The following is a 24596-nucleotide window of genomic DNA, read 5'->3' as shown; positions in this document are numbered from 1 at the left end:
AACCCATGGAACAGCAAGCGAAGAAAATTGAACGCCAGACATGCGATGTGCTGGTCATTGGCGGCGGCCCGGCCGGGACGACCGTCGCGCCGCTGCTGGCCGAAAAAGGCTACAAGGTGGTGCTGCTCGAAAAGGCGCGCCACCCGCGTTTCCATATCGGCGAATCGCTGCTGCCGGCCAACCTGCCGCTGTTTGAGCGGCTGGGCATCGCCGACCAGGTGAAGGCGATCGGCATGGAAAAATGGGGCGCCGAATTCGTTTCGCCGCAGCACGACATGTCCCAGACCTTTCATTTCGCCGATGCCTGGGACAAGTCGATGCCTCACGCCTACCAGGTCAAGCGCGCCGAGTTCGACACCATCCTGATCCGTAATGCCGCGGACAAGGGCGTCGAGGTACATGAAAACTGCAAGGCCAAGGCGGTTGATTTCCAGGCCGACGACACGGCCGTGGTTAGCGCCCAGCATGACGACGGCCGCGAAGTCGAATGGCAGGCCCGTTTCGTGGTCGATGCCTCGGGGCGCGACACTTTCCTGGCCAACCGTTTCCAGATCAAGCACCGCAACCCGAAGCACAACAGTTCGGCGATCTACGGCCATTTCAGCGGCGCCAAGCGGCACGACGGCCAGGCCGAAGGCAATATCACCATTTTCTGGTTTGACCATGGCTGGTTCTGGTTCATCCCGATGATGAACGACGTCACCAGCATCGGCATGGTGACTTGGCCGTACTACATGAAGACGATCGGCGAGCGCAGCCTGGAGCAGTTCCTGCGCGATGGCATCGCGATGTGCCCGGGGCTGGCCGAACGCTTGAAGGACGCGAAACTGGAGACCAAGGTCGAGGCGACCGGCAATTTTTCGTATGTCTCCGAACGCAATCACGGCGCCAACTACCTGCTGCTCGGCGACGCCTACGCCTTCATCGATCCGGTGTTTTCGTCCGGCGTGATGCTGGCGATGAACAGCGGCGTGATCGGTGCCGAGGCGATCGATACCTGCCTGAAGACCCCGGCCAAGGCCGCCGCTGCGCTGAAGCGTTTTGATGCATTGATGAAGCACGGGCCGAAGGAGTTCTCCTGGTTCATCTACCGCGTTACCAACCCGATCATGCGCGACTTCTTCATGTACCCGAAGAACATTTTCCGGGTCAAGGAAGCGCTGCTCTCGGTGCTGGCCGGCGACATTTTCGGCAAGACGCCGATCTGGCGTTCGATTTGGATGTTCAAGGTGCTTTACTACCTGGCCAACATCTTTCAGCCGAAGCGCGCCTTCATGGGCTGGAAGCGTCGGAATTTCAACATCCGTCCGGTCGACGTGCCGCCGGTCTATAACGCCTAGTGAATCTCCAGCTTTTTTCCGATCTGCCGCTGGCCGATCTGCCCGATGCCGTAGCCGGCGGGGCGGATCGGGTGCTGGGCGGTGCCCGGCTCGGTCAGGCCAGCCCCGGGCTGGCCCCCGGTTGGCCGGTGCAGGCCATTGCCGCGCCGCTGCTCGGCAAGCCCGACGACAGCCTGCAGGAAATCTGGCGTTGCGATGCCGCCTGCGCGGCGGGCGAAAGCGAGGGCATCCGCTGGCGGCGGGCCGGTAATCTGCTGTACGGCGTGATCGAACTGGCGGAAGCCGATTTTTCGCCGACCCCGGCTGTTTCTGCCTTGCAGGCAGCCAGTGCCGAAGCCTACCGGCGCATTTTCCGGCTGCTCGATGCGCAGCGCCTGCCCAATCTGTGGCGGGTCTGGAATTATCTGGCCGGGATCAACCAGGAGGTCGACGGCCTGGAGCGCTATCGCCAGTTCAATATCGGCCGTCAGGACGCCTTCCTCGAATTCCGGCGCGGCGCCACCGGCAACGTACCGGCCGCCTGTGCCCTCGGTGTCGCCGAGGGGCCGCTGAGCATCGCTTTCATGGCCGGCGATACGCCGGCGGTGCCGGTCGAGAATCCGCGTCAGGTCAGCGCCTACAACTACCCGGCCGAATACGGTCCGCGCAGCCCGACCTTTTCGCGGGCGGCGCTGGTCTATCTGCCGGGTCAGGAAATCCTGTTCATTTCCGGCACGGCGAGCATCGTCGGGCACCGTACCGTGCATCCGGACGATGTTGTCGGCCAGTGTCGCGAGTCGCTGGCCAACGTTGCGGCTGTGGTCGCCGAGGCCAACCGGCTGGCGCGAACGACGGCCTACGGGCTGGACGAGTTGTCCTATCGGGTCTATGTCCGCCAGGCCGAGGATTTTCCGCTGGTGCGCGAAACGCTGGCCGGGCTGATCGGCGACACGGTCGAGATTGTCTATGTCCAGGCCGATATCTGCCGGCACGACCTGTTGCTGGAAATCGAGGCAATGGCCTCGCACACTCTGGAGACTTGCGCATGAATGCGGCCGGCAAAACCCTTCTGGCCGTACTGGCCGGCCTTGCCCTGATGCCAAACGCGGTACGCGCCGAGCAGCAGGAAAAGCCGCTCTGGGAAGTCGGGGCCGGGGTGGCTGCCTTCAGCTTTCCGGCCTATCGCGGTTCGGACCAGACCAACAACTTCCTGCTGCCGGTGCCGCTGGTCACCTATCACGGCGACTTCTTCAAGGCCGACCGGCACGGCATTCGCGGCAGTTTCTTCGATTCCGACCGGGTCGACCTGACGGTTAGCCTGGCCCTGTCGCCGCCGGCGAGCAGCGAGGATATCAAGGCCCGCAGCGGCATGAAGGACATCGAAGGCACCTTCGAAATTGGGCCGCAGATGGACTTCACCTTCTGGCGCTCGGAAAATCGGGCCCGCTTCGTCAAGTTGCTGATGCCGCTGCGCGCCGCCTTCACGGTCGAGAGCTCGCCCAAGGACATCGGCTGGGTGTTCCATCCCAAGCTGAACATGGACATCACCGACCTGCCCAACATGCCGGGCTGGAACCTCGGCCTGCTGGCCGGCCCGCTGTTCGGCGACAAGCGCCAGCACGCCTACTACTATTCGGTCGATCCGCAATACGCGACGGCCGGCCGCCCGGCCTACGAGGCCAAGGCCGGTTATGCTGGCATGCAGTACCTGGTCGGCCTGTCCAAGCGTTTTCCAAAATTCTGGGTCGGCAGTTTCGTCCGTTACGACAACCTGAGTGGTTCGACTTTCGAAGACAGCCCGCTGGTCCGCCAGAAGGACTATTTTGCGGCCGGCCTGGCCATTTCCTGGATCATCAGCGAGTCGTCCACCCGTGTGATGGTCAATGACTGAGTTGCGGCGGCCGGGCAATCCCTGGTGGATTGCCTACGAATATGGCGCCATGCTGCTCGGCCTCGGCACGCTGGCCCTGCTCTGCCTGAGCTGGTTGCCCTTCGCCCTGCTGCTTTACCCGCTGCTGCCGCGCCGGCTCGGCCAGGCGCTCGGCCGGGCGACGATTTCATTCGGCTTCCGCCTCTATTTACGCATCCTGACGCTGTTTTGCGGCTGCCGCTTCGACCTGTCGGCGCTCGACCAGCTGCGCGATGAGGGGCCGCTGATCCTCGCCGCCAACCACCCTTCGCTGCTCGACGCCGTGCTGATCGTTTCGCGGCTGCCCAATGTCGTCTGCGTCATGAAGGCGGCGCTGATGGACAACCTGCTGTTCGGCGCGGCGGCGCGGCTGGCCCGCTATATCCGCAACAATGCGCCGCTCGAAATGATCCTCGGGGCGCGTGAGGAACTGCAGGCCGGGGCGCAATTGCTGATTTTTCCCGAAGGGACGCGCACCGCCCATTTCCCGCTCGACCCCTGTTCGCCGAGCGTCGGCCTGATTGCCGGGCGCAGCAAGGTGCCGGTGCAGACGCTGCTGATCGAGTTTTCCACCCCTTACCTAGGCAAGGCCTGGCCGCTGTTTCGCCGGCCGACCCTGCCCCTGCACGTGCGCATCCGGCTCGGCCGGCGTTTTCCGCCCGCCGCCAATGCCCAGGCCCTGGCTGTCGAACTGGAAGCCTACCTGCGTCACGAGCTGGAAAATGCCCCACCCAATATGTCGACCGCAGCTGTTCTTGCCTGACCTCATTTGATGCCCGAAACCTCCGCCACCCACCTCGTTCTGATTCCCAGCTACAACCCGGGGCCGAAAGTGCTCGCCACGGTACGCGCGGCGCGGGCGCAATGGACGCCGGTCTGGGTCGTGGTCGATGGCAGTACCGACGGCAGCGCCGCCCAGTTGCAGGCGCTGGCCGCCGAGGATGCCGGCTTGCGGGTCATCGTGTTGCCGGAAAATCGCGGCAAGGGTGCCGCCGTGCTCGAAGGCATCACGCAGGCCGCCGCCGCCGGCTTCACGCATGCGCTGACCATGGATTCCGACGGCCAGCATCCGGCCGAGCTGATTCCGACCTTCATGGCCGCCTCGCAGGCGCAGCCGGCGACGATGGTGCTCGGCAAGCCGGTTTTCGCGGCCGATGCGCCGGCGCTGCGTGTCAATGGCCGCAAGGTGTCGAATGGCTGGGCCAACCTCGAAACGCTGTGGATAGGCATCGGTGATTCGCTGTACGGTTTCCGCGTCTATCCGATCGCCCCGCTGCGGGACATCATGCTGCGCAACCGTTTCATGCGCCGTTTCGATTTCGATCCGGAAGCGGTGGTCCGTCTGTGCTGGGCCGGCGTCAGGCCGCTCAACATCGACGCACCGGTGCGCTATTTCCGGGCCGATGAAGGCGGTGTATCGCACTTTCGCTACCTGCGCGACAATACGCTCTTAACCTGGATGCATACCCGGCTCTTTCTCGGCTTCCTGGTCCGCCTGCCAGTGCTGCTCTGGCGCCGCTTGCAATCAACCACCTGAATGCTGAAGACATGAGCGATTCCTCCAGCCGCGCCGCGGCCATCAAATCCGATCCCCGCCTGCAAGCCTATTTCGACGGCGAGGATGAGCGACGGGCGGCGACCCGTGCCATGTTCGACCAGGCGGCCGGCGGCTATGACCAGGCCGAGCGGATCACCGCCTTGGGCAGCGGCGCCTGGTACCGGCGCGACGTGCTGCGCCGCAACGGCTTGAGCAAGGGCATGACGCTGCTCGACGTCGCCGCCGGCACCGGCCTGGTGGCCGCCGAAGGGCAACGCCTGATCGGGCCGGAAGGCCGCCTGCTCGCCCTCGACCCGTCGCCCGGCATGCTCGCCGAGCTGCGCAAGAAGCTCGATGTCGAAACGATCGAGGCCTACGCCGAGTCGATTCCGCTGCCCGACAATCATGTCGATTTCGTCTCGATGGGCTACGCGCTGCGCCATGTCGGCGATCTCGACCTCGCCTTCGGCGAATATCACCGCGTGCTGTGCCCGGGCGGACGCGCCTGCATCATGGAAATCAGCCGGCCGCAGAGCCGCCTTGGCCGCCTGGCGCTGCGCGCCTACATCGGCGGGGTGGTCCCCTTCCTGGCCCGGCTGACGCGCAGCCAGGCCGACGTCAAGCTGCTCTGGGAGTACTACGGCGACACCATCGAGCTGGCCATCGAGCCGGAACGCATCCTCGACGCTATGCGCCGGGCCGGTTTCGTCGATGTCGAGTGCTCGGTCACTTTCGGCGTTTTCCGCGAATACCTCGGCCGCAAGGCCTGAGCATTTTTGCCCTTTTTCAGGTGTTGACCGCCGGAGTCCATAATTTTCGATGAATACCACCGAAATCTTCCTGATCGCGATGACGATCATCTTCACCGTGCCCTACCTGATCTGGCGGCTCGGCAAGACCGACTATTACGCGCCGCTGGTCGTCGTCCAGATCATCACCGGCATCCTGCTCGGGCCGGGCGTGCTCGGCCGCGCCTTCCCCGATTACTACAGCTTCGTCTTCACGCCGGCGGTGATCCAGTCGCTGAACGGCATTGCCTGGTGGGCGGTGATGCTGTTCGTGATGATTGCCGGCATCGAACTCGACCTTAAGAAAGCCTGGGCGCATCGTCGGGAAAGCTCGATCACCGCCGGCCTGGCACTCGGCATGCCGTTGCTCTTCGGCTGCGTAGCCGCCGGCGTGCTGCTGCTGAACGACGGCTGGATGGGGCCGCGGGCGCTGACCTGGCAATTCGTGCTCGGTGTCGGCATGGCCTGCGCGGTGACCGCGCTGCCGATCCTGATCCTGCTGATGGAAAAGCTCGAAGTACTGCGCCAGCCGATCGGTCAGCGCATCCTGCGCTACGCCAGCCTCGATGACATCGCGATCTGGGGCGTGCTGGCGCTGATCCTGATGGACTGGGAGCGGATCGGTCGCCAGGGCGCCTTCCTCGTTGCCTTCGCGGTCGCCGCTTGGCTGTTCCATCACCTGATGCAGCGTCTGGCCGAGCGCGACCGCTGGTACGTCGCCCTGATCTGGCTGGCCGTGGTCTCCTTCGGTGCCGACTGGGCCGGCCTGCACTTCATGGTCGGCGCCTTCCTGGCCGGGGCGAGCATGGAAGCCGAATGGTTCAATCAGGAAAAGATGGACCAACTGCGCCACCACGTGCTGCTCGTCATCATGCCGGTCTTCTTCCTGAGTACCGGCCTGCGCACCAACTGGGCGCTCGGCGGCGAAGCGGTCTTCGTCGGCGCCGCGCTGCTGCTGTTCGCCTCGATCACCGGCAAGCTGCTCGGCGTCCGGCTGGCCGGCCGCATCCTCAACTGGGCGCCGGGCGAAGCCAGCATCATCGGCTGGCTGCTACAGACCAAGGCGCTGATCATGATCATTTTCGCCAACATCCTGCTCGACAAGCAGATCATCACCAGCGAAGCCTTCACCGCGCTGCTGCTGATGGCGGTGGTCAGCACCATGCTGACGGTGCCGGTGGTGGCGCCGAAACTGGCGCGGCTGAAGGAACTGATCTTCCGCACCAGCTGAGGCTTTTGAGGGGCGCTTGCCGCCCCTATCCGGCAGTTGCCAGACAGGGCAAGCGGACCTTCAACCTAGAAGTGAAGGACAGCCGGAGCGCCAAGTGTGACCTGTCGCGCGAGGAAGACCGGTGAAGTGGCACAAACTCGGCTCAAGCCTGACAGTCGGACCAAATTGGGTTAGCTGTGTTTTCACTTGCCTTGGCCCCCATACAAAGAAATTGCTGTCTTCACGCCGAGCAAACTAGATTGCCCTTCAAGATTGGTGATCTCAGCCACGTAGTTGCCTGTTGCAAGCGGGAGCCAGCCGATAGTTCTTGTCTTTGCGTTTTTACCGTCGTGGGATGTTAGGCAAAGCGATACGAAGATGCGATCGATAACAATGGCGTGATCTGCTGCCTTTCGTACAACAACCCTAAATGGAATTGGCTGTCCTAAGCCTTTTCGCTGACCTTCTGGGATTGCGTCGTACCGAACATCACCTTGGCAGTGTTCGCTATATCTCTCGCCGACGATTTGGTCACTCAATCGCGCCTCAACCGATGGAAACTCAAATCTCACCGCTAAGGGGTAACTCTTCTCGACGGGTACCTCAAAAGATTTTGTGACCGATGCACCGGTGGTGCTGAGATCGATGTTCTGCCCCGAAAAAAGCGGCGGGAAGGCGCACAAACCTGTAATCCACATGGCATGGCCAAGGAAAGATTTTTGGCAGAGTGCGTAAGTAGTGGGTCCCATATGGCTAACGTGCTAGCGCAGCTTTTTGACGGTCGGCGGGAGCGGGATGTTATGCAATGCGTTTGATTGCATAAGCGATTGAGATCAGGATCAAGCAACCGATTGAAAGCCATGGAGTAAACCAAAGCGAAATTGCGAAGGCGCAATCGGTGGCAGCAATAACTCCAGGGCGAGAGCTAAGCTTCTTATGTTGTGAAAGAAGGTAATCACAAAGCCAAACGAGCGGTAACGCGATGGGTAGGAAAAACGACCACATTGCCCAAAATGTGGCGCCTACATCATGGATGTAGTTCGCGTAAATTATGGTGCTGCTAATTGCAAAAATAGCCCAAGCAGCGCAAACGGTGAGTAGGCGATTGCGCCTCAGAAAAATTGGCGGGACAGAGATTACGTCTGTATTCACGACAGGGGCTTAATTCATAACTTATTAAATAAGCCTCCCAAACCAGCAGGCTTTTCCGTCAATCAATAAATACGAAAATACGTTGAATCATTGGGATGGTCTGAAATTAGGCCTCCAAAACGACTGGTTTTTATCGCTATGACTCAGCCTCCCAAGTTGCTGGATCACCTTTGCGAGCGGATTCGTGGCCAGCACCACAGCATAAGGATCACCGATTTCTATGTCCAGTAGATAATGTGTTGCATTCTTTTCGACAGAAAGTGTCATTAGGTCGGGATGGGGCGGCTTTAAGGCAAAATTACATATAACAGGCGGTAGACCGCAGGTTTTGCTGATAAACCATGCCCGGCCCCCATTTTTTCCAACGAGGAGAGCGCGATGCCCTACACCCCGGATTTTGCCGAAACCGAACCTAGCCGCGCCGAGCTCGACGCGCAGGCCGGTCCGCTGCTGATCGAATTCGGGGCACCGTGGTGCGGCCATTGCCAGGCTGCGCAGCCGTTGCTGGCCGAGGTGCTGGCCGCTTACCCGGCGCTGCCTCACGTCAAGATCGAGGATGGGCCGGGGCGGCCCTTGGGGCGGTCGTTCCGGGTCAAGCTGTGGCCGACCCTGGTCCTGCTCAAGAACGGCAGTGAAATCGGCCGCCTGGTGCGGCCGGTGGCCAGCCGCGACATTGCGTTGCTGCTAGCGCAGGGCTGACAACCGCTTTTAGTAGCGGTAACGGTTCTTTTCGGCCTCGACCTGGCGCAGGTAGGCCTTTTCGCGGGCCAGGGCGCGTTCCGCTTCGTATTCCTTCTGGCGTTCGGCATTGGCCTTGGCTTGTTCTTCGCGTTCTGCCGCTCGCCGGGCGTCGGCCTCGGCTCGTTCGAGGTTACGGCTGACCTGGTTGCCGTAGGCGATATCGCGTTCCCGGTTGGCCCGCTCCATGGCTTCGTCGCGCTGCCGCTGGCGATCTGCCCGCTCGGCGGCAATCCGCTCCTCGGCCGCCTTGCGTGCTTCGGCTTCGGCCAGCCTGGCGTCGGTTTCGGCGGTCTTGGCCGCGGCAACAACGCGTTCGGCTTCGAGGCGGGCCGTTTCCTGCGCCGTCTGGTATTTCTTGTAGGTGATGCCGAAGAAGCCGACGATGCAGGCGATGACGATCAGCTTGACGAAGGGCCGGCCGGCCGGTTCGGCCTCGACTTCCTGGTCGCGAGCGGCCAGGCTGTCGTCGTAGCGCTGGCGGCGGCTCGGCTCGGACAGGGTGGTGAAGGCTTCGCGCAGCGCAATCATCCGGTTGGTCGCGTCCTCGTCGCCCTTGGCCGCCGATTCGGCATATTGGGCATGGAGACGCTTGTAGCCGGCGGCAATGGCGTCGGCGCTGGCGGACTGACTGACTTCGAGCAGGTCGTAGAGGGTGTTGGCCATGAAAGTTGAGGTCTGCAGGGCGGCCTTCAGCGGCGCCGGTATTGTGGGGCATCGGCCGGGTTCATGCTGTCGATGCTGTTGAAACCGCCTTTGACGTTGCGATCGCGGGCGTTGCGGTATTCCAGTTCGGAAAGCTGGCTCTGGTTGCGTTGATGCACCAGTTCGGCCTGCCGCTTCTGGCTGCGCTCGATCTGGTCGGCCGACTGGTCGACGCGACTGGCGCCGGCCATGCAGGGTGTGTCGGAAATCACCGTCTTGCCGCCCTGGCTGCATTTATAGGTTTCGGCCTGGGCGTGCAGGCAAAGGCCGAGCAAGGCGAGCAGAGCGAGGTGGTGCAGGCGGTTCATGTCTTTTCCGGGGCGTTGGGCGAACTGGAGGATTCTATGTGTTTTGGGTAGCAGCGCCAAAGGATAAGTGCCGGGCGTTCAGATCATCGCGCCGTTGATCGATATGACCTGCCCGGAAATGTAGGCGGCCCGCTCGGAGGCCAGGAAGGCGACGAGATCGGCGACTTCTTCCGGCTGGCCGGCGCGCTGCATCGGGACCAGCTTCTTGATCGCCTCGGCGTCGAAGCTGCCGTCGATCATCTCGGTGGCGATGATGCCGGGCGCCACGCTATTGACCGTGATGCCGCGGCTGGCCAGTTCGAGGGCCAGCGATTTGCCGGCCGCATGCAGGGCGCCCTTGGCCGCCGCGTAATTGACCTGGCCGCGGTTGCCGGTCAGGCCGGCGATCGAGGAAATATTGATGATGCGGCCCCAGCGGGTGCGGATCATCGGCAGGGTCAGCGGCTGGGTGACGTTGAAAAAACCGTGCAGCGAGACGTCGATCACGCTATGCCACTGTTCGGCGTTCATGCCGGGGAAGACGGCGTCGGCGTGGATGCCGGCGTTGTTGACCAGGATCTGGATCGTCCCGCTTTCGAGCAGCTTGTCCAGCGCGGCCGCTGTCGCGGCGCGCTCGGTGACGTCGAAGGCGACGGCTTCGGCGCTGCCGCCGGCGGCGACGATGGCGGCAACGACTGCGGCCGCCTTGTCGAGGCTGCGGTTGGCATGGACGATGACGTGATGACCGTCGGCGGCAAGGCGCTGGCAGATGGCGGCGCCGATGCCGCCGCTGCCGCCGGTGACGAGGGCGCGTTTCATGGGTTTTCCTTGGTCAGGGCGGCGGCGTCGAGGGCGGCGGCGTCGAGGACGACGGCGGCACGGCCGTCGAGCAGGCAGCGGCCGGCGTGGCTGAGCGAGAATTGGTAGAGGATGTGGTTGGCGTCGCCGGACAGCCGTTCGGCCTGAACCAGCAGTTCGCCGGGCAGGTCGTCGAGGCGGGCGACATGCAGGCTGACGCTGCGCACGCTGGTCAGGTAGCCCTGGCGCGGCGGCGCCTCGGCGCCGGCGAGCAGCGCGCCGTGGATGGCCATCGCCTGCGCGGCGTATTCGATGCCGTTGGCGGCGCCGAGCCGGCCGTCGGCACGCAGCGGGTTGGCCGGATCGGTGTGGCTGGTCGCCCGGCAGGAAATCGTGCTTTCCGACCAGTCGACCGCGGCATCGAGCAGGCACATGCTGCCCTGATGCGGAATGCGGGCGGCGATCCCGGCGTGGTCGAGCGACGGCGTCAGCATGTTTGCAGGTCGACGTTCAGTTGCATCGGCGGCAGGTAGTCGAGGCAGACGCGGCCGCTTTCACCGCGCGCCAGCAGTTGCAGCAAGGGCAGGCTGCGCAGGGCCGGGATGGCGTTGCGCAGCTCTTCCAGCGCCGGTTCGGCCAGCCGGGCAGCGCTTGCGTTGCTCGGGCTGACGGTGAGGCTGGCCAGCGAGCGGGCCGTGCGTTCTGGCGTCAGCAGCAGCGCGACGCCGCCGCAGTCCGGCGTGTCGCGCTTGGCGTGCAGCGGTTCCGGGTATTCGCTGTCGTAGGCGATGAGCAGGGTCGGCTGGCGGTCGATGACGACCTGGCCGAGCGCGTCGAGCAGGCCGGCGCCGAAGCTGGCATCGAAGCCGCAGATGACCTGGCAGGGCGCCATCGACTTGGTGGCGATGCCCCAGTAACCGGCGGCGGCGTTATGCACCGAATTGTGGAAACGGGTCGGCGAAATCTGGCGGTCGTCGGTTGCCAGTTGCTCGCATAGGGCGTGGCAGTTGTGGCCGTCGGCACCGGAGGCGGAAAAGACCGTGGCCAGCGTGCCGACATCGGCTTCGGCATGGGCGGCGGCTTCAAGGCCGATGGCCAGGGTCAGCTTGACGACGCGGCTGGCTCGCCGGCGTTCGGCCGGCGGCAGGATGGTCGGGGCTGGCAGCACCGACGGGGCGGCGGAGAACGGCTGCTCGCCGCGCAAAACGGCGCGGGCGCTCGGCCAGTCGGGCAGCCCCGGGGCGAGCAGGCCGATGCCTTCGATCCAGGCGCTGAGCGGGATGGGGGCCGAGGCGGTCATGGCGCCACTCCGAAAATGAGGCTGCAGTTGCTGCCGCCGAAACCGAAGGAATTGCTCAGGGCGCGGCGGACCGGTGCCGGGCGGCTGCTCAGTTGGTAGGCGAGCGGAATTGCCGGGTCGAGCGTGCTGGTGCCGGGGCTGCCGGGTAGCAGGTCGTGGCTCAGCGCCAGGGCGCAGACCACCGCTTCGACGGCGCCGGCCGCGCCGAGCGTGTGACCGGTGGCGCCCTTCGTCGAGCTGGCCGGGACCTGCTGACCAAAGAGCGCGCTGACCGCCTTGCCTTCGGCGGCGTCGTTGGCCGGTGTCGCTGTGCCGTGCAGGTTGATGTAATCGATGTCGGCCGCATTCAGGCCGGCCGAGTTCAGTGCGGCCTGCATAGCCATTCGGGCGCCAAGGCCTTCCGGGTGCGGCGAGGACATGTGGTAGGCGTCGCTCGATTCGCCGGTGCCGAGCAGCAGGATGCTGCCGCGGGTCGCTTGCTCGGCGCGTTCGAGCAGCGCGAAGGCGGCGCCCTCGCCGACCGAGATGCCGTCGCGGCTTTCATCGTAGGGCCGGCACGGCTGGCTGGAGGTCAGTTGCAGCGAGGCGAAGCCATAGAGCGTGGTCAGGCACAGCGTATCGACGCCGCCGACGATGGCCGCGTCGATGCTGCCGAGCGCCAGTTGGCGGGCAGCGGCGGCAAAGACCTTGGCGCTCGACGAACAGGCGGTGGAGACGGCCATCGCCGGCCCTTCGAGGCCGAAATAGTCGCGCGTGAATTCGGCCAGCGAAAAGGAGTTGTGCGTCGTCCGGTAGATGAAGTCGTCCGGTAGCGCGCCGCTGGCCGGATCGCGCCGGCGGTAGGCCAGTTCGGTCTGCAGGATGCCGGCCGTGCTGGTGCCAAGGAAGACGCCGACGCGGGACTTGCCGTAGCGGGCGACGGCGGCGCGGACGCGCTCGGCGAAGCCGTCGGCTTGCAGCCCGAGCTGGGCCAGCCGGTTGTTGCGGCAGTCGTAACGGGCCAGGCTTTTCGGCAATTTTTCGCCGTCGACCGCCGGCACTTCGCCGATCCAGGTGGCGAGTTCGACCGTCTCGAAATGACAGGGCTGCAGGCCGCTGCGCCCGTCGCGCAGCGCGGCCAACGTGGCGTCAAGCCCGTGGCCGAGGCAGGTGGTGGCGGTGTAGCTGGATAGGAGCAGCGGGGTCACGGTGGGCCTCGTATTCATCAGCCCGTCATTCTAACCGGAGGTGCCGCTAGCTGCTGCCTTCGGCCCGCGTCAGGCAGGTCCGGTAGCGGCCTTCGACGCGGCGGGCGAACCATTCGGTAGTCAGCTTGCGCTGGATTTTCGGGCTTTTCAGATCGATCTGCGGCATCGCCTGGCGTGGCAACGGGCGGCCGGCCTGCTGCTCGGCCAGCGCGAAGAGGCGGTTGAAGGTCGGGCTCTGGCCGAAGGCAGCGGTTTTTTCGAGGAGCAGATCGCGGCGCAGTTCGCGCTGGCTCAGGCGCAGCTTGCCGGCCAGTTGCTGCAGGGCGCTTTCGACACTGCTCGGCTGCTCGACCGGCTTGCCGCCGACATAGCGCAGCAGGTCGCCATCAAGCACCATCGCCTTGCCGCTGGCCCGGCCGAGGGCGGCCTGGAAGGCGGCATTGCGGCTGCTGTAGCGGCCGGCATTGAAATCGGCGAAGCGATAGACGACGTCGTCGTAGGGCGCCGGGTAGTCGAGCAGGATGGCGCTGCCGAAGTAGAGGCCGCCGCGCCGGGTGAACACTTCGTCGCGAATGCTGCGGTGGACCGGGTAGGGATAGGCTTTTTCGCGGGCGAATTCCTCGGCGAACGCGATGCTGACCTGCATCGGGCCGCCGGTGCGCACCGGGTTGTAGCCGGCGAACAGCGTCTTGCCGGCCGGCAGCTCGGCGATCATGTCCTCGAACAGGCTGTTCAGCTGCTTCTCGGTTTTCAGCGTGTCGATGCGCTGGCTGTAGCTGCGGCCGTCGGGCGAGCCTTTCAGCATGGCGGCGGAAATCAGCAGTTTGGGGATGCCGTATTTCTTGCCGCGCTGTTCCAGTTCGCGCCAGACGATGTCGGGCAGGCCGGGCACCACCGGGTCGGCCTGGAAAGTCGATTCCTGTTCGATGACGGCGATCGTCGCGCAATAGAGTTGCGGTGCATGCGGCAGGCCGAGGCTGGCATAGGCGGTGTGCAGGTCGCCGGCCCAGGTGCTGCGCTCCTTGACGCCGGCCGGCAGCAGCCGGCCGATCATCGCGCGGATCTCGCGCTCGCTCGGCGGCGGCGGCTTGGCGACGCTGCCTTCGGGCTTGACCGGGGGGGCGCCGGGAATCGGCTGCGCCAGGTCGGGCGGCAGGTTGCTGGCCGGTATGCCGGCCCCGCTGCCGTTATCGCGCCCGCCGGTGGCACAACCGGCGAGTAGAACGGCGCCCAGCAGCAGTGGCGACAGCCTGATCAAGCGCGGCACCAACTTAGAACAGATAGGGAATGAAGCGGCGCGTGCGCTGCATGTAGTCGGCGTAGGGCTGGCCGAAATAGGCCAGGCATTCGTTCTCGTCGGCCTTGGCGGTGAGGAGCAGGAGCAGCGAGGCGAGCGCCGCGAGCGCCGTGCCCGGCCATGACGGGGCCTGGAAATAGGCGCCCCAGGCCAGCGCCAGCAGCGAGGTGTACATCGGGTGGCGGATGTACTGGAAGATGCCGCCGGTGACCAGCGCCGTGGTCTTTTCGAAGGCGTACAGCGCGTCGTCGTCGCGCGCCTCGCTGGCCGCGCCTTGCCGGCGCAGCGCGTTGTGGCCGAGGACGACGAGCAGGATGCTGAGCAGCATCAGCATCCAGGAAACGCTCTGGTGGAGCGATGCCGGATTTTCGCCCCAGGGCCCGCGATTGAGCAGGACGAGGCCGAGGATCATTTCCCAGGCGAAGAAGCGGTAGAAGCCGTGGCGGCCGGGACGACGCAGCGATTTGCGCGACAGCCAGACGAGGGTCACTGTGCCGATGATGAACAGGGTCAGGTCGGAGAGGTCGGAAGTCATGAAGGCACCCGGCAAATCAACATGATATTGGCAAATGGCTTGCCGGCGCTCATCGGCATCGTTTCAACCTGGAAGCCGACGCTGCGCAGCAACTCGCACCATTCCGCCACCTTGCGGCAATAGAGTTTGGGCAGGCGATGGCCGCGGCTGAAGGTGACCGCGTGATCGACCCAGTTGCAGATGTGGTAGCGCAGGCCGCCGCCGGCATCGCCGACCCGGGTCAGGAACAGGCCGCCGGCCGGCAGCGCGGCGCGGATGCGCTTGATGACGTCCTTCTGGTGGGCGAAATCGATGTAATGCAGCGCGTCGAGGATGGTGACGACATCGGTCTGGCCGAAATCGACCTTGCACATGTCGCCCTGGCGGATGCTGACGACTGGGTGATCATTGCCGAAGGCGCGGGCGGCGCGGTCGACATCCTTCTGCATCAATTCGTAGCCGCGCAGTTCGAGCGGCTTCGGCGGTGGCGCCCAGTCGTTCGGCCAGTGGCCGTCGTCGTGCAGGCGGCGGGCGGCGAGCAGCCAGCCGAAGAGGCTGCCCTGGCCGCAGCCGAGGTCGAGAAAACGGCCTTCGGCCGGGAAGATGCCGCGCTTCAGCAGTTCGCGGAAGATGCAGTCGGAGGACAGCTTGCCGCGTGCGTAGTGGTAGGCGAAATGGCCGCCGTTGCGGAAGGGGCGGCTGGCTTCGTCGAGCAGGGTGGGCAGGAAACGGGAGGTCATGTCAGGGCAGCGCTTAGCGTGACGGGAGTTAGACGGTGTTCGGCGATGCTCTGCAGCAGCCGGGGCAGGACCGCAAGGATAACCGGCTCGCCGCCTGCAATGCGAGCGGCATTGCCATCGTGCATCAGCAGGATGTCGCCGGCGGCGAGGCCGTTGGCCAGGCGCCGGTAGACGGTGTACGGCTGGCTGCAGCGGGTGTCGTAGGGGCGGCGCGTCCAGGAGGCGAGCGCGAGATCGAGTTCGGCCAGTACCGGGGCGAGCAGCGGGTTGCGTAGGCCGGCGGTCGGCCGGAAAAAGCGCGGCGCCTGGCCGGTGATGTCAGCCAGCGTCGCCTGCGCGGCGGCGATATCGGCCTTCATCTTTCTCGGCCCGAAAGCGGCGAACATCCAGGAATGCGAATCGCCATGGTTTTCGACGCGGTGGCCGCGGTCGACGATCGCGCGGCAGAGCGCCGGGTATTGGCGGGCGATGCGGCCGATGCAGAAGAAGCTGGCCTTGGCGCCGGCCGCATCGAGCAGGTCGAGGACGCGCGGCGTGACGTCCGGGTCGGGGCCGTCATCGATGGTCAGCGCGATTTCCCGGCGGGCGATGGCGGCGGCGGGCAGCCGGTTCAGGTTGGGGCCGAGCAACGTCGTCCGCGGCAAGAGGCCGGCGCCGGTGATGATCGCCTGGTTGACCGCGATGGCGCCCAACGCCAACGGCCAGTCGGCCGGTGCGGCGAGCAGGCCGAGGCCGGCCGCGGCGTGGGTGGCGAGAGTCAATTGCAGGGCGGGAGTGGGTTTCCAGGGTTGCGGCATGGTCAGGCGGAGAGATAGCCACGGTCGAGAAAATGTTCCCACAATTGCTGCCAGACCGGCCAGTCATGGCCGCCCGGGACGGCGTGGCGGTCGGCTGCAGGGAAGCGCTCGGCGATCTGCCGCATGCCGCCGGCGAAGCGATCCTCACTGCCGTAGCCGACGAAGACCGGCAGCCCGCCCGGTGGCTGCTGCAGCCAGCGCCACATACGGAACTCGGGATCGGTCAGTTGTTCGGCCGTCGCCTGCCAGGCGTCGAGGCCGCCGGCGCGGGCGATGGCGTTGGTGGTCAGCCGGCTGCCCGGATAGGGGGCGAGCAGACACAGGCCATCGACGTAGCCCGGGGTGTCGGCGTTGTGGCACAGCGTCAGCAGGCCGCCGAGCGAGATGCCGCCGAGCCAGAGCTTGGCGTAGCGCCGGCGGGCCGGTTCGAGGATTTCGGACTGCAGGGCTGGCAAGGCGCTGCCCTCGGAAATGCGGCTCAAATCGAGGTCGACCGCAAGGATGTCGACAGTCAGCTTGCGTTTGGCGACGGCGCTGAAAAAACCGGCTTTTTCATAGTCCTCCGGCGTCATGTAGGCGCCGGGCAGCAGCACGATCAGCGTCGGGGCGCCGCTGCTCTGGCCGAGGGTACGCAGCGCCGGTTTCATCGGCGCGTTTCACGTGGAACGAAAATGGCTGCCAGCAGCAGCGCCAGGACGGCACCCGGCCCGACCGTGACGCCGACCGCGTGCAGCACCGGCACCTGTGACAGGCCGAGGGTGCCGAAGCCGATGGCGGTGGTCAGGTTGGCGATGGCCATCGAGGCCAGGGTTTCCGGATCGAGCTGCTGCCTTTCGGCCCCGTCGAAGAACAGCGCGTAATTGGAGCCGACGGCGACGATCAGCAGCATGCCGACCAGATGCAGCAGGTGCAGGCGTTCGCCGAGCAGGTTGAGGCCGGCGATGACGATCAGCACGGCGAGGACCAGCGGCAGCAGCACGGTGGCCAGGCGGCGGGCCGAGCGCAGCGTGATGGTGAGCAGTGCGACGATGGCGAGCAGGCCGGCCAGCGAGAGCAGCATCGCTTCGTGCAGGTAGTCGTTGTAGAGCTTGTTGAATTCGCCCTTCATGTCGATGAACAGCGCGTCGCTGCCGGCCAGTGCCTGGCGCACGGTAGTCGCGGCGATCTCCGGGGCATCCTCGCCGCTCGGCGGATGCAGCGGCAGCAGCACGCTCCAGCCGTCGGCGTGGTGGAGCAGCAGCGAATCGACGAGCAGCGCCAGGCTGCTGCCGTCGAGCGACTGACGGGTGACCTCGCCCTGGTTGCGGGCGGCGGCGACATCGGCGATGAAGCCGCCGAGCTTGCCGGCGGCGAGCGGCGAATCCTGCTGGGCGGCTTGCAGCCGCGACTGCAGAAGGTCGGCCGGCGGCAGGCTGGCGCGCCGTGCCTGCTGGGTGGCCAGGCTGGGCAGGAAGCGTGCCGGGCTGTCGTAGCCGCCAATGACGCCGTCGGCAATCAACCGGTCGAGCTTCTCCCCTGCCCGCTCGGCCGCCTGCAGCGCGGCTTCGCGCTCGGCCGCGCCGATCACCACCATATAGCGGGAATCGGGGGCGGCGATGTCGGCGCGGATTGCCATGTCGCGGGCGCCGTCCTCGGCGCTGACCGTACTCAGGGCCGACAGTTCGGGGTGCCACAGGCTGTGGCGATGCAGGTACAACTGGCCGACGGCGAGTGCGGCGAGCAGCAGGACCGGCCAGCGCCAGCCGGCCAGGGACTGCAGGTGCCGGTTCAGGGTCATGCCGAGCGGCGCCAGGTCGCGGCGCAGCGGCGTGTTGCCGGCCAGTTTGGGCAGTACGAAACGGGTGACCAGTGCCGCGGTCAGCACGCCGGATAGCGAATAGAGGCCGAGCTGGGCAAGGCCGGGAAAGCCGGAGAAAAGCAAGGCGCCGAAGCCGGCGACCGAGGTCTGCACGCCGAGCCGGATGGTCGGCCAGAAGCGCTGGCGCCAGGCATCGAGCCCAACCCGGCCGGACTGGACGAAATAGTAGATCGAGTAATCGACCGCCTCGCCGATCAGCGCCGAGCCGAAGCCGACGGTAATGCCGAAGACCGTTCCGTAAACCAGGCTGACGACGACGACGGCGGCCAGTGCGCCGCTCAGCACCGGGACCAGGCCGAGGCTGAGCAGGCGCAACGAGCGATAGACGAAGAACAGCACGCCGACGATGGCCAGCGTGCTGATCAGCGACAACCGGCCGACCTCGTCCTTGATCGTCGCCCTCGCCTTGACGGCGAACAGGCCGGGGCCGGACAGTTGCAGCCGTACATCGGTAAGGCCGGCCGCAGCGGCGGCTGCGGCGAACTCCCGGTGAATCAGCTCGATGCTCGCTTCCTGGCCATCGGTATCGGAACCGAGGGCGCGGGTCTGCACCAGCAGCATGGCGCGTTCGCCGTCGCGCGAGGCCCAGACGCCGTCGCGGCTGTTGGGCTGGGCGCCGGCATTGAGCTGGCTGACGATGGCGTAGAGTTCGCCGGTCGGGTCGCGGGCAAGCATCGGCTTCAGCATCATGCCGGCCGGCGAGGCGAGCAGGTCGATGCTGTTGGCGATGGCGTCGTGCAGGCCGGCGACGCTGAAGCGCTCCGCCGTCACCGCCGGACTGAGCAGGTAGCGGTGCTTGAACAGGAAGTCGCGGTCGGCCTGCAGGCCGTCGGCCTCGCCGTTCTGGACGACGACAAAATTGTCCGTTTTCAGCAGTCGACCGCGCAACTCGCGCGACAGCGCGGCGCGCTGGCCGGCTTCGCCACCTTCGATGGCGAGCATCAGCAGGCGCGAGACGGCGCCCTCCTTCAATTGGTCGACCAGCACCTTCTGCTCGGCCGTCGGGTGGGCCGGCAGGAAGAAGGACATGTCGGCCGAGAACCGCGCCTGCCAGACGATCGCCACCCCGGCCAGCATGGCCAGCAGCCAGAGCAGGAAGGTCCGGCCGGCGCTGCGCGTCATTTGGTTTCGATCGGTTCGATGCTCAGGATCGAGCGGTCGCCATCGGCCTGCAGGTATTCGATGCTGCGGATCTGGTTCTTGCTGCCGCTGACCGTGATGCGCTGGAGCAGTGTGGCGATTTTCTGGTCGCTTGGCAGCAGGGTGAGCACCCACTTGTCCTGGGTTCCGCTCAGGTGCAGCAGGTAGTTCTTTTCCAGCGCCGCCCGGTTGCCACTCAGTGTGCCGCGGATGCTGTCGACGAAAGCCAGGGCCTCCGGCTGGTTGCCGAGGTTGATGGTCAGCTTCTGCTTGTCGCGCTCGATGCTGAGCAGGTCCTTGTCGAGAATCAGGATCTCGGGCTTCGGCGTCAGGGTCCGTTTTTCCAGTTTGTCGGGGGCGGTGTAGGTCATTTCACCGGTCGACACGACCGGCTTGTCGAGCAGCGAGATGTATTTCTTCTCGACGAATTTGGCCTTGCCGCCCTTGTGGCGGGCCAGGTCGGCCATCAGCTGACCAACGTCGAAGGCGGCCCAGGCCGGCAGCGCGAGGCTGGTCAGCAGCAGGCAGGAGAAAAGTCGTTTGCTCATTTTTTCTGCCAGAAATCGAAGAAATTGAACCAGTTGTAGGGGGCGAGACGGCAAAAATGCGTCAGGCGTTCGGCGTAGCGGCGCTGCGCGGCCAGCATCGCGGCTTCGCGTTCGGCGCGCGGCGTTTCGGAGAAATCGGCGAGCGGCTCGAAATGGATTTGGTAGCGGTTGCCGCCGAGGTAGAGGCCGGTCATGAAGAAGACCGGCCGGCGCAGCATCGCCGCCATCCGCCACGGGCCGACAGGGAACGGCGCCATTTTGCCGAGAAATTCGCAGTCCACCGTGGCATCGTCGCCCAGGCTGCGGTCGGCCAGCATGCCGACGAGGTAGCCCTGCTCCAGTTTGTCGCGCGCTTCGAGCATCGATTCGAGGCGGCCGAGCGGGATGATGTCCTCGGTCGCCGCCGGGTTGATCGCTTCCAGTGTGCGATTGATCTTGCGGGCGTTTTCCTCGTACATCAGCATCGCCACCTTGAGCCCCGCCCTGCCCCGGCCGACGGCACGCAGTACTTCGAAGCTGCCGAGGTGGGCGCCGATGAGCAGCGCGCCGGGTTGGCGCGCCAGTGCGGCATGCAGCGCCTCGGCGCCGATCACCTCGATGTCGAACAGGTCGAAGCGGTCGTTGAGCAGGTAGATGCGGTCGTGGATGGTGCTGGCGAAGCTGAAAACGTGGCGGAAACCGTCGCCCCACTCGGCCCAGCGGTCAAGGGCGCGCTGCAGATAGGCGCGGCTGGCCCGCCGCGCCTTGGCGGCGAACAGCACGTAGTAAGCGGCGATGCCGTAGAGCACGATGCGGCCGATGCGGCGGCCGAGGGTCAGCGAAATCCACACCATCAATTTGAGAATAGCGAGGTTGCTGCGTTCCTGCTGGCGCATCCAGTCGGCGCCGGCCGGCTTTTCCCGGTTCATGCGGCGGGCGGCGTCAGGCTGCCGGAGGCGACGGCGCGCTCGGCGGCTTGCACGGTGAAGCCAATGCCGCCGCTCGCCTTGCGCTGCAGCGCGAAAAGCAGCGTTTCGCCAGGGCCGACCGGACTGAGGAATTTGGCATTGCCGATCTGCCAGGCGATGGCCGACTGGCCCAGCCATTGTTCGGCGAACAGGATGGCCTGGTCGAGCAGCACGACGCCGGGCACGATCGGCTGGCCGGGGAAATGACCGGCGAAAGCCGGATGGTCGACCGGCACGGTCCAGCGATATTCAGCGGTCGACATGCGTCACCTTCTCGGCGTACAGCGCCTGCAAATGATTGCGCGGCAGCTTGCCGGTGCTGTTGCGCGGCAGTTCGTCGAGCAGCACCAGCGGCCGGGGCAGGAAGATCGGGTCGATGCGCTGGCGCAGTTCGCCGACGATCTGTCGGCTGCTCAGGCCGGGGGCGACGACGAAAGCGCAGAGACGGGTGATGCCGTCCACACTCTCCTCGTCGGGCAGGAAGAAGGCGGCATCGACGACGCCGGCGATGGCGGTGATCTGGTGGTTCAGGTAGGCCAGCGAGGTGCGCTTGCCGGCGATGTTGATCAGGTCGGCATGCCGGCCGTGCAACAGGAAGCGGCCGTCGGCGCGGATCTCGATCAGGTCGGAGAGCGGCACGCGGCCCTCGACGTGGCCGCCGACGGCGAAGGTCGTCTCGTCCTGCTGTTCGAGTGCGACGCCGGGCAGCAGGTCCCAGGCGAGGTCGGCCGTGGTCCGTCGGCTGGCCAACTGGCCGCTTTCGGTCGAGCCGTAGACTTCGAGAAGCGGCGCCCGGCAGGCGGCTTCGGCGTCGCGCGCCAGTTGCGCCGAGAGCGGCGCGGTCGCCGAGAGCAGCAGGTCGACAGCGGGGAGCTCGAGGCCGGCGGCGAGCAGCGCCGACAGGTGGAAGGGCGTCGTCACCAGCAGGCGCGGCGCTGGCACGGCCGACAAGGCGGCGACGATGTCCTGCGGGTAGAAAGGCTTGCCGGACCAGAACGGCGAGTTGCCGTGCAGCGCGAGCAGCACCGTCGATTCGAAACCGTAGCTGTGCTGGGCCGGCACGGTGCCGACGATACTGTGCGGCTGCTGCAACAGGCCGAGGCGTTCGGCTTCGGCACGGCCGTTCAGCACCAGCTTGCCCCAGGTCTTGTCGTGGGCGACCGGACTGCCGGTCGAGCCGGAAGTGAACAGCCGGGCGGCGATCAGCTCGCCGGGGATGGCCGGGATTTTTGCCACTTGGGCGGCGTCGACCGCCGGCAGCACCGGAAAATCGAGGCGCGGCAGGTCGAGGCTGTCGAATTCGCCGTCGCTCAGGCAATAGACGTCCGGGCAGGCGGCCTCGATCTGGCGCAGCGTTTCGGCCGACTGCGAGGCCGGTTGCAGGCTGGTCTTGCCGCGCAGCAGGCCGGCTGCGAAACCGAGCGTGAAGCGGTAGCGGTCGTGGCAGACATTCAGTTGATGGCCGCCGGCCGGCAGCAAGGCGGCCAGCGCTTCGGCTTCGGCGATGAAGTCGCGGACGTGGACCGGGCCAGCGGCACGCCAGGCGAAGATGTCGTCGAGGCTGGCGTGCCCGAGCAGCGGCACGCCGTTCATGGGTGGTTGGCCAGCGTGTGGGCGCGGCGTTCCTGCATCGAGGCGCGGTAGCCACGGATGGTGTCGGCGACGCTGGAACGCTCATCGGCCGGCAGGAGCAGCAGGCGGGCCAGGTGTTCGAGGACGAACATCAGCGCGATCAACGGCGTGCTCAGCAGGTTGGCGAACACCGACCAGGCGGCGGCCGGGGCCAGCCAGAATAGCGCGCTGGAGACGACCACCGAACCGACGAAGAAGGCGGTCCACGCTACCGTCACCTGCCGCGTGTAGCGCCGCTTCACTTCCGAAATGGCGCCGCCGTGGGCAAGGCGGGCGAACTGGGTAACCAGCGCTTCCTGTTCGCCGAACAGCGTCCGCCCGAAGAGCAGGCCGAGTGCGAGATTGGTGCCGAGGTGCTGGATGTAGAAGAGCAGCGCGATGTTCTGGCGCAGGCCGGGCCAGGCCCAGGCGAGCAGGCCGAGCACGCTCAGACCGCCGGCGACCAGCCACAGCGGGTTGCCGAGCCGCCAGAGCAGCATGACGACGAGGACGACGACCGGGGCGGTGGCGAGGGCGACGGAAATATCGGCATTGCCCTCGCCGGCGCTGCCGAAGTGGGCGAGCACGGCCCAGGCCACGAGCAGCACCAGCAGGGCCAGTCCGCGCAGGAGAGCGGCCGGGCTGAAACTCATTTGGTGCGCTGGCTGGCGATGTGGGCGCTCAGGGTGCGCAGCGACGTGAAGATACGGACATTGTCCTCGTTGTCCGAGCGCAGCTGGAAGCCGTAGCGCTTGGAAATGACCAGGGCGATTTCCAGCACGTCGATCGAGTCCAGGCCCAGGCCGTCGCCGAACAGCGGTGCATCGGCTTCGATTTCGCTCGGTGCGACATCGAGATTGAGGGCCGCGACGATCAGTTCGGCGACTTCCGGCAACAGGGCGTCGACGATTTCCGGGGATGGGTTTTCAGACATGACAGGGATTCCGGGGATCAAGGGGCGACGGCGCGAAACGCGAGGACCGCGTTGCTGCCGCCAAAGGCAAAGGAGTTGGAGAGTGCGGCGCGCAAGGGCTGGCCGTGGCGGGCGGCGGTCACATGATCGACCCCGGCGCAGGCCGGGTCGAGCTCGGCGAGGTGGGCGGTGGGCGGAATGGCCTGCTCGCGCAGCGCCAGTACCGTGACGATGGCCTCGACCGCGCCGGCCGCCCCGAGCTGGTGGCCGTGCATCGACTTGGTGCCGCTGACCGCGAGGCGGCCGGCGGCGTCGCCGAAGACGGTTTTCAGGGCGGCGATCTCGACCGGGTCGCCCTCGGCGGTCGCCGTGCCGTGCGCGTTGACGTAGTCGATGTCGGCCGGGCTCAGGCCGCCGTCGGCCAGTGCCAGGTGCAGGGCGCGGACCTGCCCGGCCGCTTCTGGGCGGACCAGGTGGCTGTGGTCGCAGGTCGTGCCGTAGCCGATCAGTTCGCCGTGGATGCGGGCGCCGCGGGCGACAGCGTGCTCCCAGTCTTCGAGAACCAGGGCGGCTCCGCCCTCGCCCAGCACCAGGCCGTCGCGGTCGGCGCTGAACGGGCGGCAGGCGCGCGGCGCCGTTTTTTCATCGCCGCTGGCCAGGACGCGCAGGGCTTCCCAGGCGCGGGCGACGCCATAGGCCTGCGGCACGTCGGAACCGCCGGTCAGCATGACCGGGGCCTCGCCGCTGCGCACCCGGCGGAAGGCTTCGCCGATGGCGATGGCCGACGAGGCGCAGGCGACGGTGTGGCTCATGCTGACGCCGCCGAGGCCGAGCTGGATGGAGATGTGGGCGTTGGCCGCGTTGTTCATGCCTAGAATGACCGAGAGCGGCGAAATACGTTCGCGGCCCTTGATCCACAATTCCTTGTAGCCTTTTTCGTAGGCCAGCGTGCCGCCCAGCGCGGTGCCCCAGGAAACGCCCCAGCGCTCGCGGTTTTCGCCGTTTTCAGCCGGTTGACCGCAGGCCAGGCCGGCATCGGCCCAGGCGCTGAAGGCGGCGGCGGTGCCGAGCTGGGCGAAGCGGTCCATGGTGCCGGCCAGCGGCCGGCCGAGGCTGGCTTCGGCATCGAAGGCCGGGCAACTGACGAAGGGCATGGCCAGCGGTCGGGGAATGTCTTCAGTCTGCAGGAAACGGACGGCCGATTCGCCGGCCAGCAGACGGCCGAAGAAATCGGCGAGGTCGCCACCATAAGGACTGACCAGGCCCAGGCCAGTAATCGCCACCCGCCGCTGGCTCATGAC

General features: G+C 66.1%; 28 protein-coding genes. 8 read left to right on the top strand and 20 right to left on the bottom strand.

Translation table 11 applies throughout. The features are described from left to right. Nucleotides 1-5 precede the first annotated feature (5 nt). Genes GH663_RS03245 through GH663_RS03215 form a run of 7 tightly spaced genes read left to right on the top strand, consistent with a single transcriptional unit; the run spans nt 6 to nt 6784 of the window. The gene (locus GH663_RS03245; RefSeq protein ID WP_153130257.1) at nt 6-1340 is read left to right on the top strand and encodes an NAD(P)/FAD-dependent oxidoreductase; all 1335 of its coding nucleotides are present in this window, start codon (nt 6-8) and stop codon (nt 1338-1340) included. Next, complete coding sequence (locus GH663_RS03240) at nt 1340-2368, top strand: chorismate transformation FkbO/Hyg5 family protein (protein ID WP_246181485.1); 1029 nt, start codon at nt 1340-1342, stop codon at nt 2366-2368. Before GH663_RS03245 ends, GH663_RS03240 begins: the two co-directional genes overlap by 1 nt. Continuing rightward, a complete protein-coding gene (locus GH663_RS03235) occupies nt 2365-3210 on the top strand; it encodes a MipA/OmpV family protein (protein WP_153130256.1) in 846 nt (281 codons plus the stop codon). The genes GH663_RS03240 and GH663_RS03235 overlap by 4 nt, the downstream gene beginning before the upstream one ends. Next, complete coding sequence (locus GH663_RS03230; protein WP_153130255.1) at nt 3203-3991, top strand: lysophospholipid acyltransferase family protein; 789 nt, start codon at nt 3203-3205, stop codon at nt 3989-3991. The genes GH663_RS03235 and GH663_RS03230 overlap by 8 nt, the downstream gene beginning before the upstream one ends. 9 nt (nt 3992-4000) lie before the next feature. Then, the gene (locus GH663_RS03225; RefSeq protein ID WP_153130254.1) at nt 4001-4765 is read left to right on the top strand and encodes a glycosyltransferase family 2 protein; all 765 of its coding nucleotides are present in this window, start codon (nt 4001-4003) and stop codon (nt 4763-4765) included. Between the two features lie 11 nt (nt 4766-4776). Continuing rightward, nucleotides 4777-5535 carry a class I SAM-dependent methyltransferase gene (locus GH663_RS03220; RefSeq protein WP_153130253.1) on the top strand — a complete coding sequence of 253 codons (759 nt, stop codon included), beginning with the start codon at nt 4777-4779 and terminating at the stop codon, nt 5533-5535. Between the two features lie 49 nt (nt 5536-5584). Continuing rightward, a complete protein-coding gene (locus GH663_RS03215; protein ID WP_153130252.1) occupies nt 5585-6784 on the top strand; it encodes a cation:proton antiporter in 1200 nt (399 codons plus the stop codon). Between the two features lie 182 nt (nt 6785-6966). Here GH663_RS03215 and GH663_RS03210 read toward each other — a convergent pair whose 3' ends face one another. Then, entirely contained in the window at nt 6967-7512 is a 546-nt protein-coding gene (locus GH663_RS03210) for a DUF5625 family protein (RefSeq protein WP_153130251.1), read from the bottom strand. A gap of 781 nt (nt 7513-8293) precedes the next feature. Between GH663_RS03210 and GH663_RS03205 the strand changes: the two genes are divergently transcribed. Further along, nucleotides 8294-8614 carry a thioredoxin family protein gene (locus tag GH663_RS03205; RefSeq protein WP_153130250.1) on the top strand — a complete coding sequence of 107 codons (321 nt, stop codon included), beginning with the start codon at nt 8294-8296 and terminating at the stop codon, nt 8612-8614. A 9-nt stretch (nt 8615-8623) separates the two neighbouring features. Here the strand turns inward: GH663_RS03205 and GH663_RS03200 are convergent, their stop codons facing one another. The 19 genes from GH663_RS03200 to GH663_RS03120 form a co-directional block, all read right to left on the bottom strand. Then, nucleotides 8624-9319 carry a DnaJ domain-containing protein gene (locus GH663_RS03200; protein WP_170291324.1) on the bottom strand — a complete coding sequence of 232 codons (696 nt, stop codon included), beginning with the start codon at nt 9317-9319 and terminating at the stop codon, nt 8624-8626. A gap of 26 nt (nt 9320-9345) precedes the next feature. Next, the gene (locus tag GH663_RS20950) at nt 9346-9666 is read right to left on the bottom strand and encodes a DUF4124 domain-containing protein (protein ID WP_170291323.1); all 321 of its coding nucleotides are present in this window, start codon (nt 9664-9666) and stop codon (nt 9346-9348) included. 78 nt (nt 9667-9744) lie between these two features. After that, complete coding sequence (gene fabG / locus GH663_RS03195) at nt 9745-10464, bottom strand: 3-oxoacyl-ACP reductase FabG (protein ID WP_153130248.1); 720 nt, start codon at nt 10462-10464, stop codon at nt 9745-9747. After that, nucleotides 10461-10937, bottom strand: coding sequence for a hotdog family protein (locus GH663_RS03190; protein WP_153130247.1), 477 nt, complete (start codon nt 10935-10937; stop codon nt 10461-10463). Before GH663_RS03190 ends, fabG begins: the two co-directional genes overlap by 4 nt. After that, nucleotides 10931-11743, bottom strand: a complete 813-nt coding sequence (locus GH663_RS03185) for a beta-ketoacyl synthase chain length factor (protein ID WP_153130246.1) — start codon at nt 11741-11743, stop codon at nt 10931-10933. Before GH663_RS03185 ends, GH663_RS03190 begins: the two co-directional genes overlap by 7 nt. Next, a complete protein-coding gene (locus tag GH663_RS03180) occupies nt 11740-12930 on the bottom strand; it encodes a beta-ketoacyl-[acyl-carrier-protein] synthase family protein (RefSeq protein ID WP_153130245.1) in 1191 nt (396 codons plus the stop codon). Before GH663_RS03180 ends, GH663_RS03185 begins: the two co-directional genes overlap by 4 nt. Before the next feature lie 46 nt (nt 12931-12976). Continuing rightward, the gene (locus GH663_RS03175; protein WP_439329145.1) at nt 12977-14188 is read right to left on the bottom strand and encodes a DUF1615 domain-containing protein; all 1212 of its coding nucleotides are present in this window, start codon (nt 14186-14188) and stop codon (nt 12977-12979) included. 13 nt (nt 14189-14201) lie between these two features. Continuing rightward, entirely contained in the window at nt 14202-14762 is a 561-nt protein-coding gene (locus GH663_RS03170; RefSeq protein WP_153130243.1) for a methyltransferase family protein, read from the bottom strand. Beyond that, nucleotides 14759-15481 carry a class I SAM-dependent methyltransferase gene (locus GH663_RS03165; protein ID WP_153130242.1) on the bottom strand — a complete coding sequence of 241 codons (723 nt, stop codon included), beginning with the start codon at nt 15479-15481 and terminating at the stop codon, nt 14759-14761. Before GH663_RS03165 ends, GH663_RS03170 begins: the two co-directional genes overlap by 4 nt. Further along, on the bottom strand, nt 15478-16242 hold the full coding sequence (locus GH663_RS03160) for a polysaccharide deacetylase family protein (protein ID WP_246181484.1): 765 nt from the start codon (nt 16240-16242) through the stop codon (nt 15478-15480). The genes GH663_RS03165 and GH663_RS03160 overlap by 4 nt, the downstream gene beginning before the upstream one ends. 38 nt (nt 16243-16280) lie before the next feature. After that, on the bottom strand, nt 16281-16925 hold the full coding sequence (locus tag GH663_RS03155; RefSeq protein WP_153130240.1) for an alpha/beta fold hydrolase: 645 nt from the start codon (nt 16923-16925) through the stop codon (nt 16281-16283). Then, nucleotides 16922-19258, bottom strand: a complete 2337-nt coding sequence (locus GH663_RS03150; RefSeq protein WP_153130239.1) for an MMPL family transporter — start codon at nt 19256-19258, stop codon at nt 16922-16924. The genes GH663_RS03155 and GH663_RS03150 overlap by 4 nt, the downstream gene beginning before the upstream one ends. Next, nucleotides 19255-19824, bottom strand: a complete 570-nt coding sequence (locus tag GH663_RS03145; RefSeq protein ID WP_153130238.1) for a LolA family protein — start codon at nt 19822-19824, stop codon at nt 19255-19257. The genes GH663_RS03150 and GH663_RS03145 overlap by 4 nt, the downstream gene beginning before the upstream one ends. Continuing rightward, on the bottom strand, nt 19821-20732 hold the full coding sequence (locus GH663_RS03140) for a lysophospholipid acyltransferase family protein (protein ID WP_170291322.1): 912 nt from the start codon (nt 20730-20732) through the stop codon (nt 19821-19823). Before GH663_RS03140 ends, GH663_RS03145 begins: the two co-directional genes overlap by 4 nt. Next, complete coding sequence (locus tag GH663_RS20945; RefSeq protein WP_170291321.1) at nt 20729-21034, bottom strand: 3-hydroxyacyl-ACP dehydratase FabZ family protein; 306 nt, start codon at nt 21032-21034, stop codon at nt 20729-20731. Before GH663_RS20945 ends, GH663_RS03140 begins: the two co-directional genes overlap by 4 nt. Further along, complete coding sequence (locus tag GH663_RS03135; RefSeq protein WP_170291320.1) at nt 21021-22364, bottom strand: AMP-binding protein; 1344 nt, start codon at nt 22362-22364, stop codon at nt 21021-21023. Before GH663_RS03135 ends, GH663_RS20945 begins: the two co-directional genes overlap by 14 nt. Then, nucleotides 22361-23035 carry a COG4648 family protein gene (locus tag GH663_RS03130; protein WP_153130237.1) on the bottom strand — a complete coding sequence of 225 codons (675 nt, stop codon included), beginning with the start codon at nt 23033-23035 and terminating at the stop codon, nt 22361-22363. Before GH663_RS03130 ends, GH663_RS03135 begins: the two co-directional genes overlap by 4 nt. Further along, the gene (locus tag GH663_RS03125) at nt 23032-23316 is read right to left on the bottom strand and encodes a phosphopantetheine-binding protein (protein ID WP_153130236.1); all 285 of its coding nucleotides are present in this window, start codon (nt 23314-23316) and stop codon (nt 23032-23034) included. Before GH663_RS03125 ends, GH663_RS03130 begins: the two co-directional genes overlap by 4 nt. 17 nt (nt 23317-23333) lie before the next feature. After that, the gene (locus GH663_RS03120) at nt 23334-24593 is read right to left on the bottom strand and encodes a beta-ketoacyl-[acyl-carrier-protein] synthase family protein (protein WP_153130235.1); all 1260 of its coding nucleotides are present in this window, start codon (nt 24591-24593) and stop codon (nt 23334-23336) included. Nucleotides 24594-24596: the final 3 nt, after the last annotated feature.

This window comes from Dechloromonas hortensis (assembly GCF_009469765.1).
In the GTDB taxonomy this organism is placed as follows: Bacteria; Pseudomonadota; Gammaproteobacteria; order Burkholderiales; family Rhodocyclaceae; genus Azonexus; species Azonexus hortensis.
Note: the sequence above shows the minus strand (reverse complement) of the source record. Positions and strands in the feature narration are given on the sequence as shown.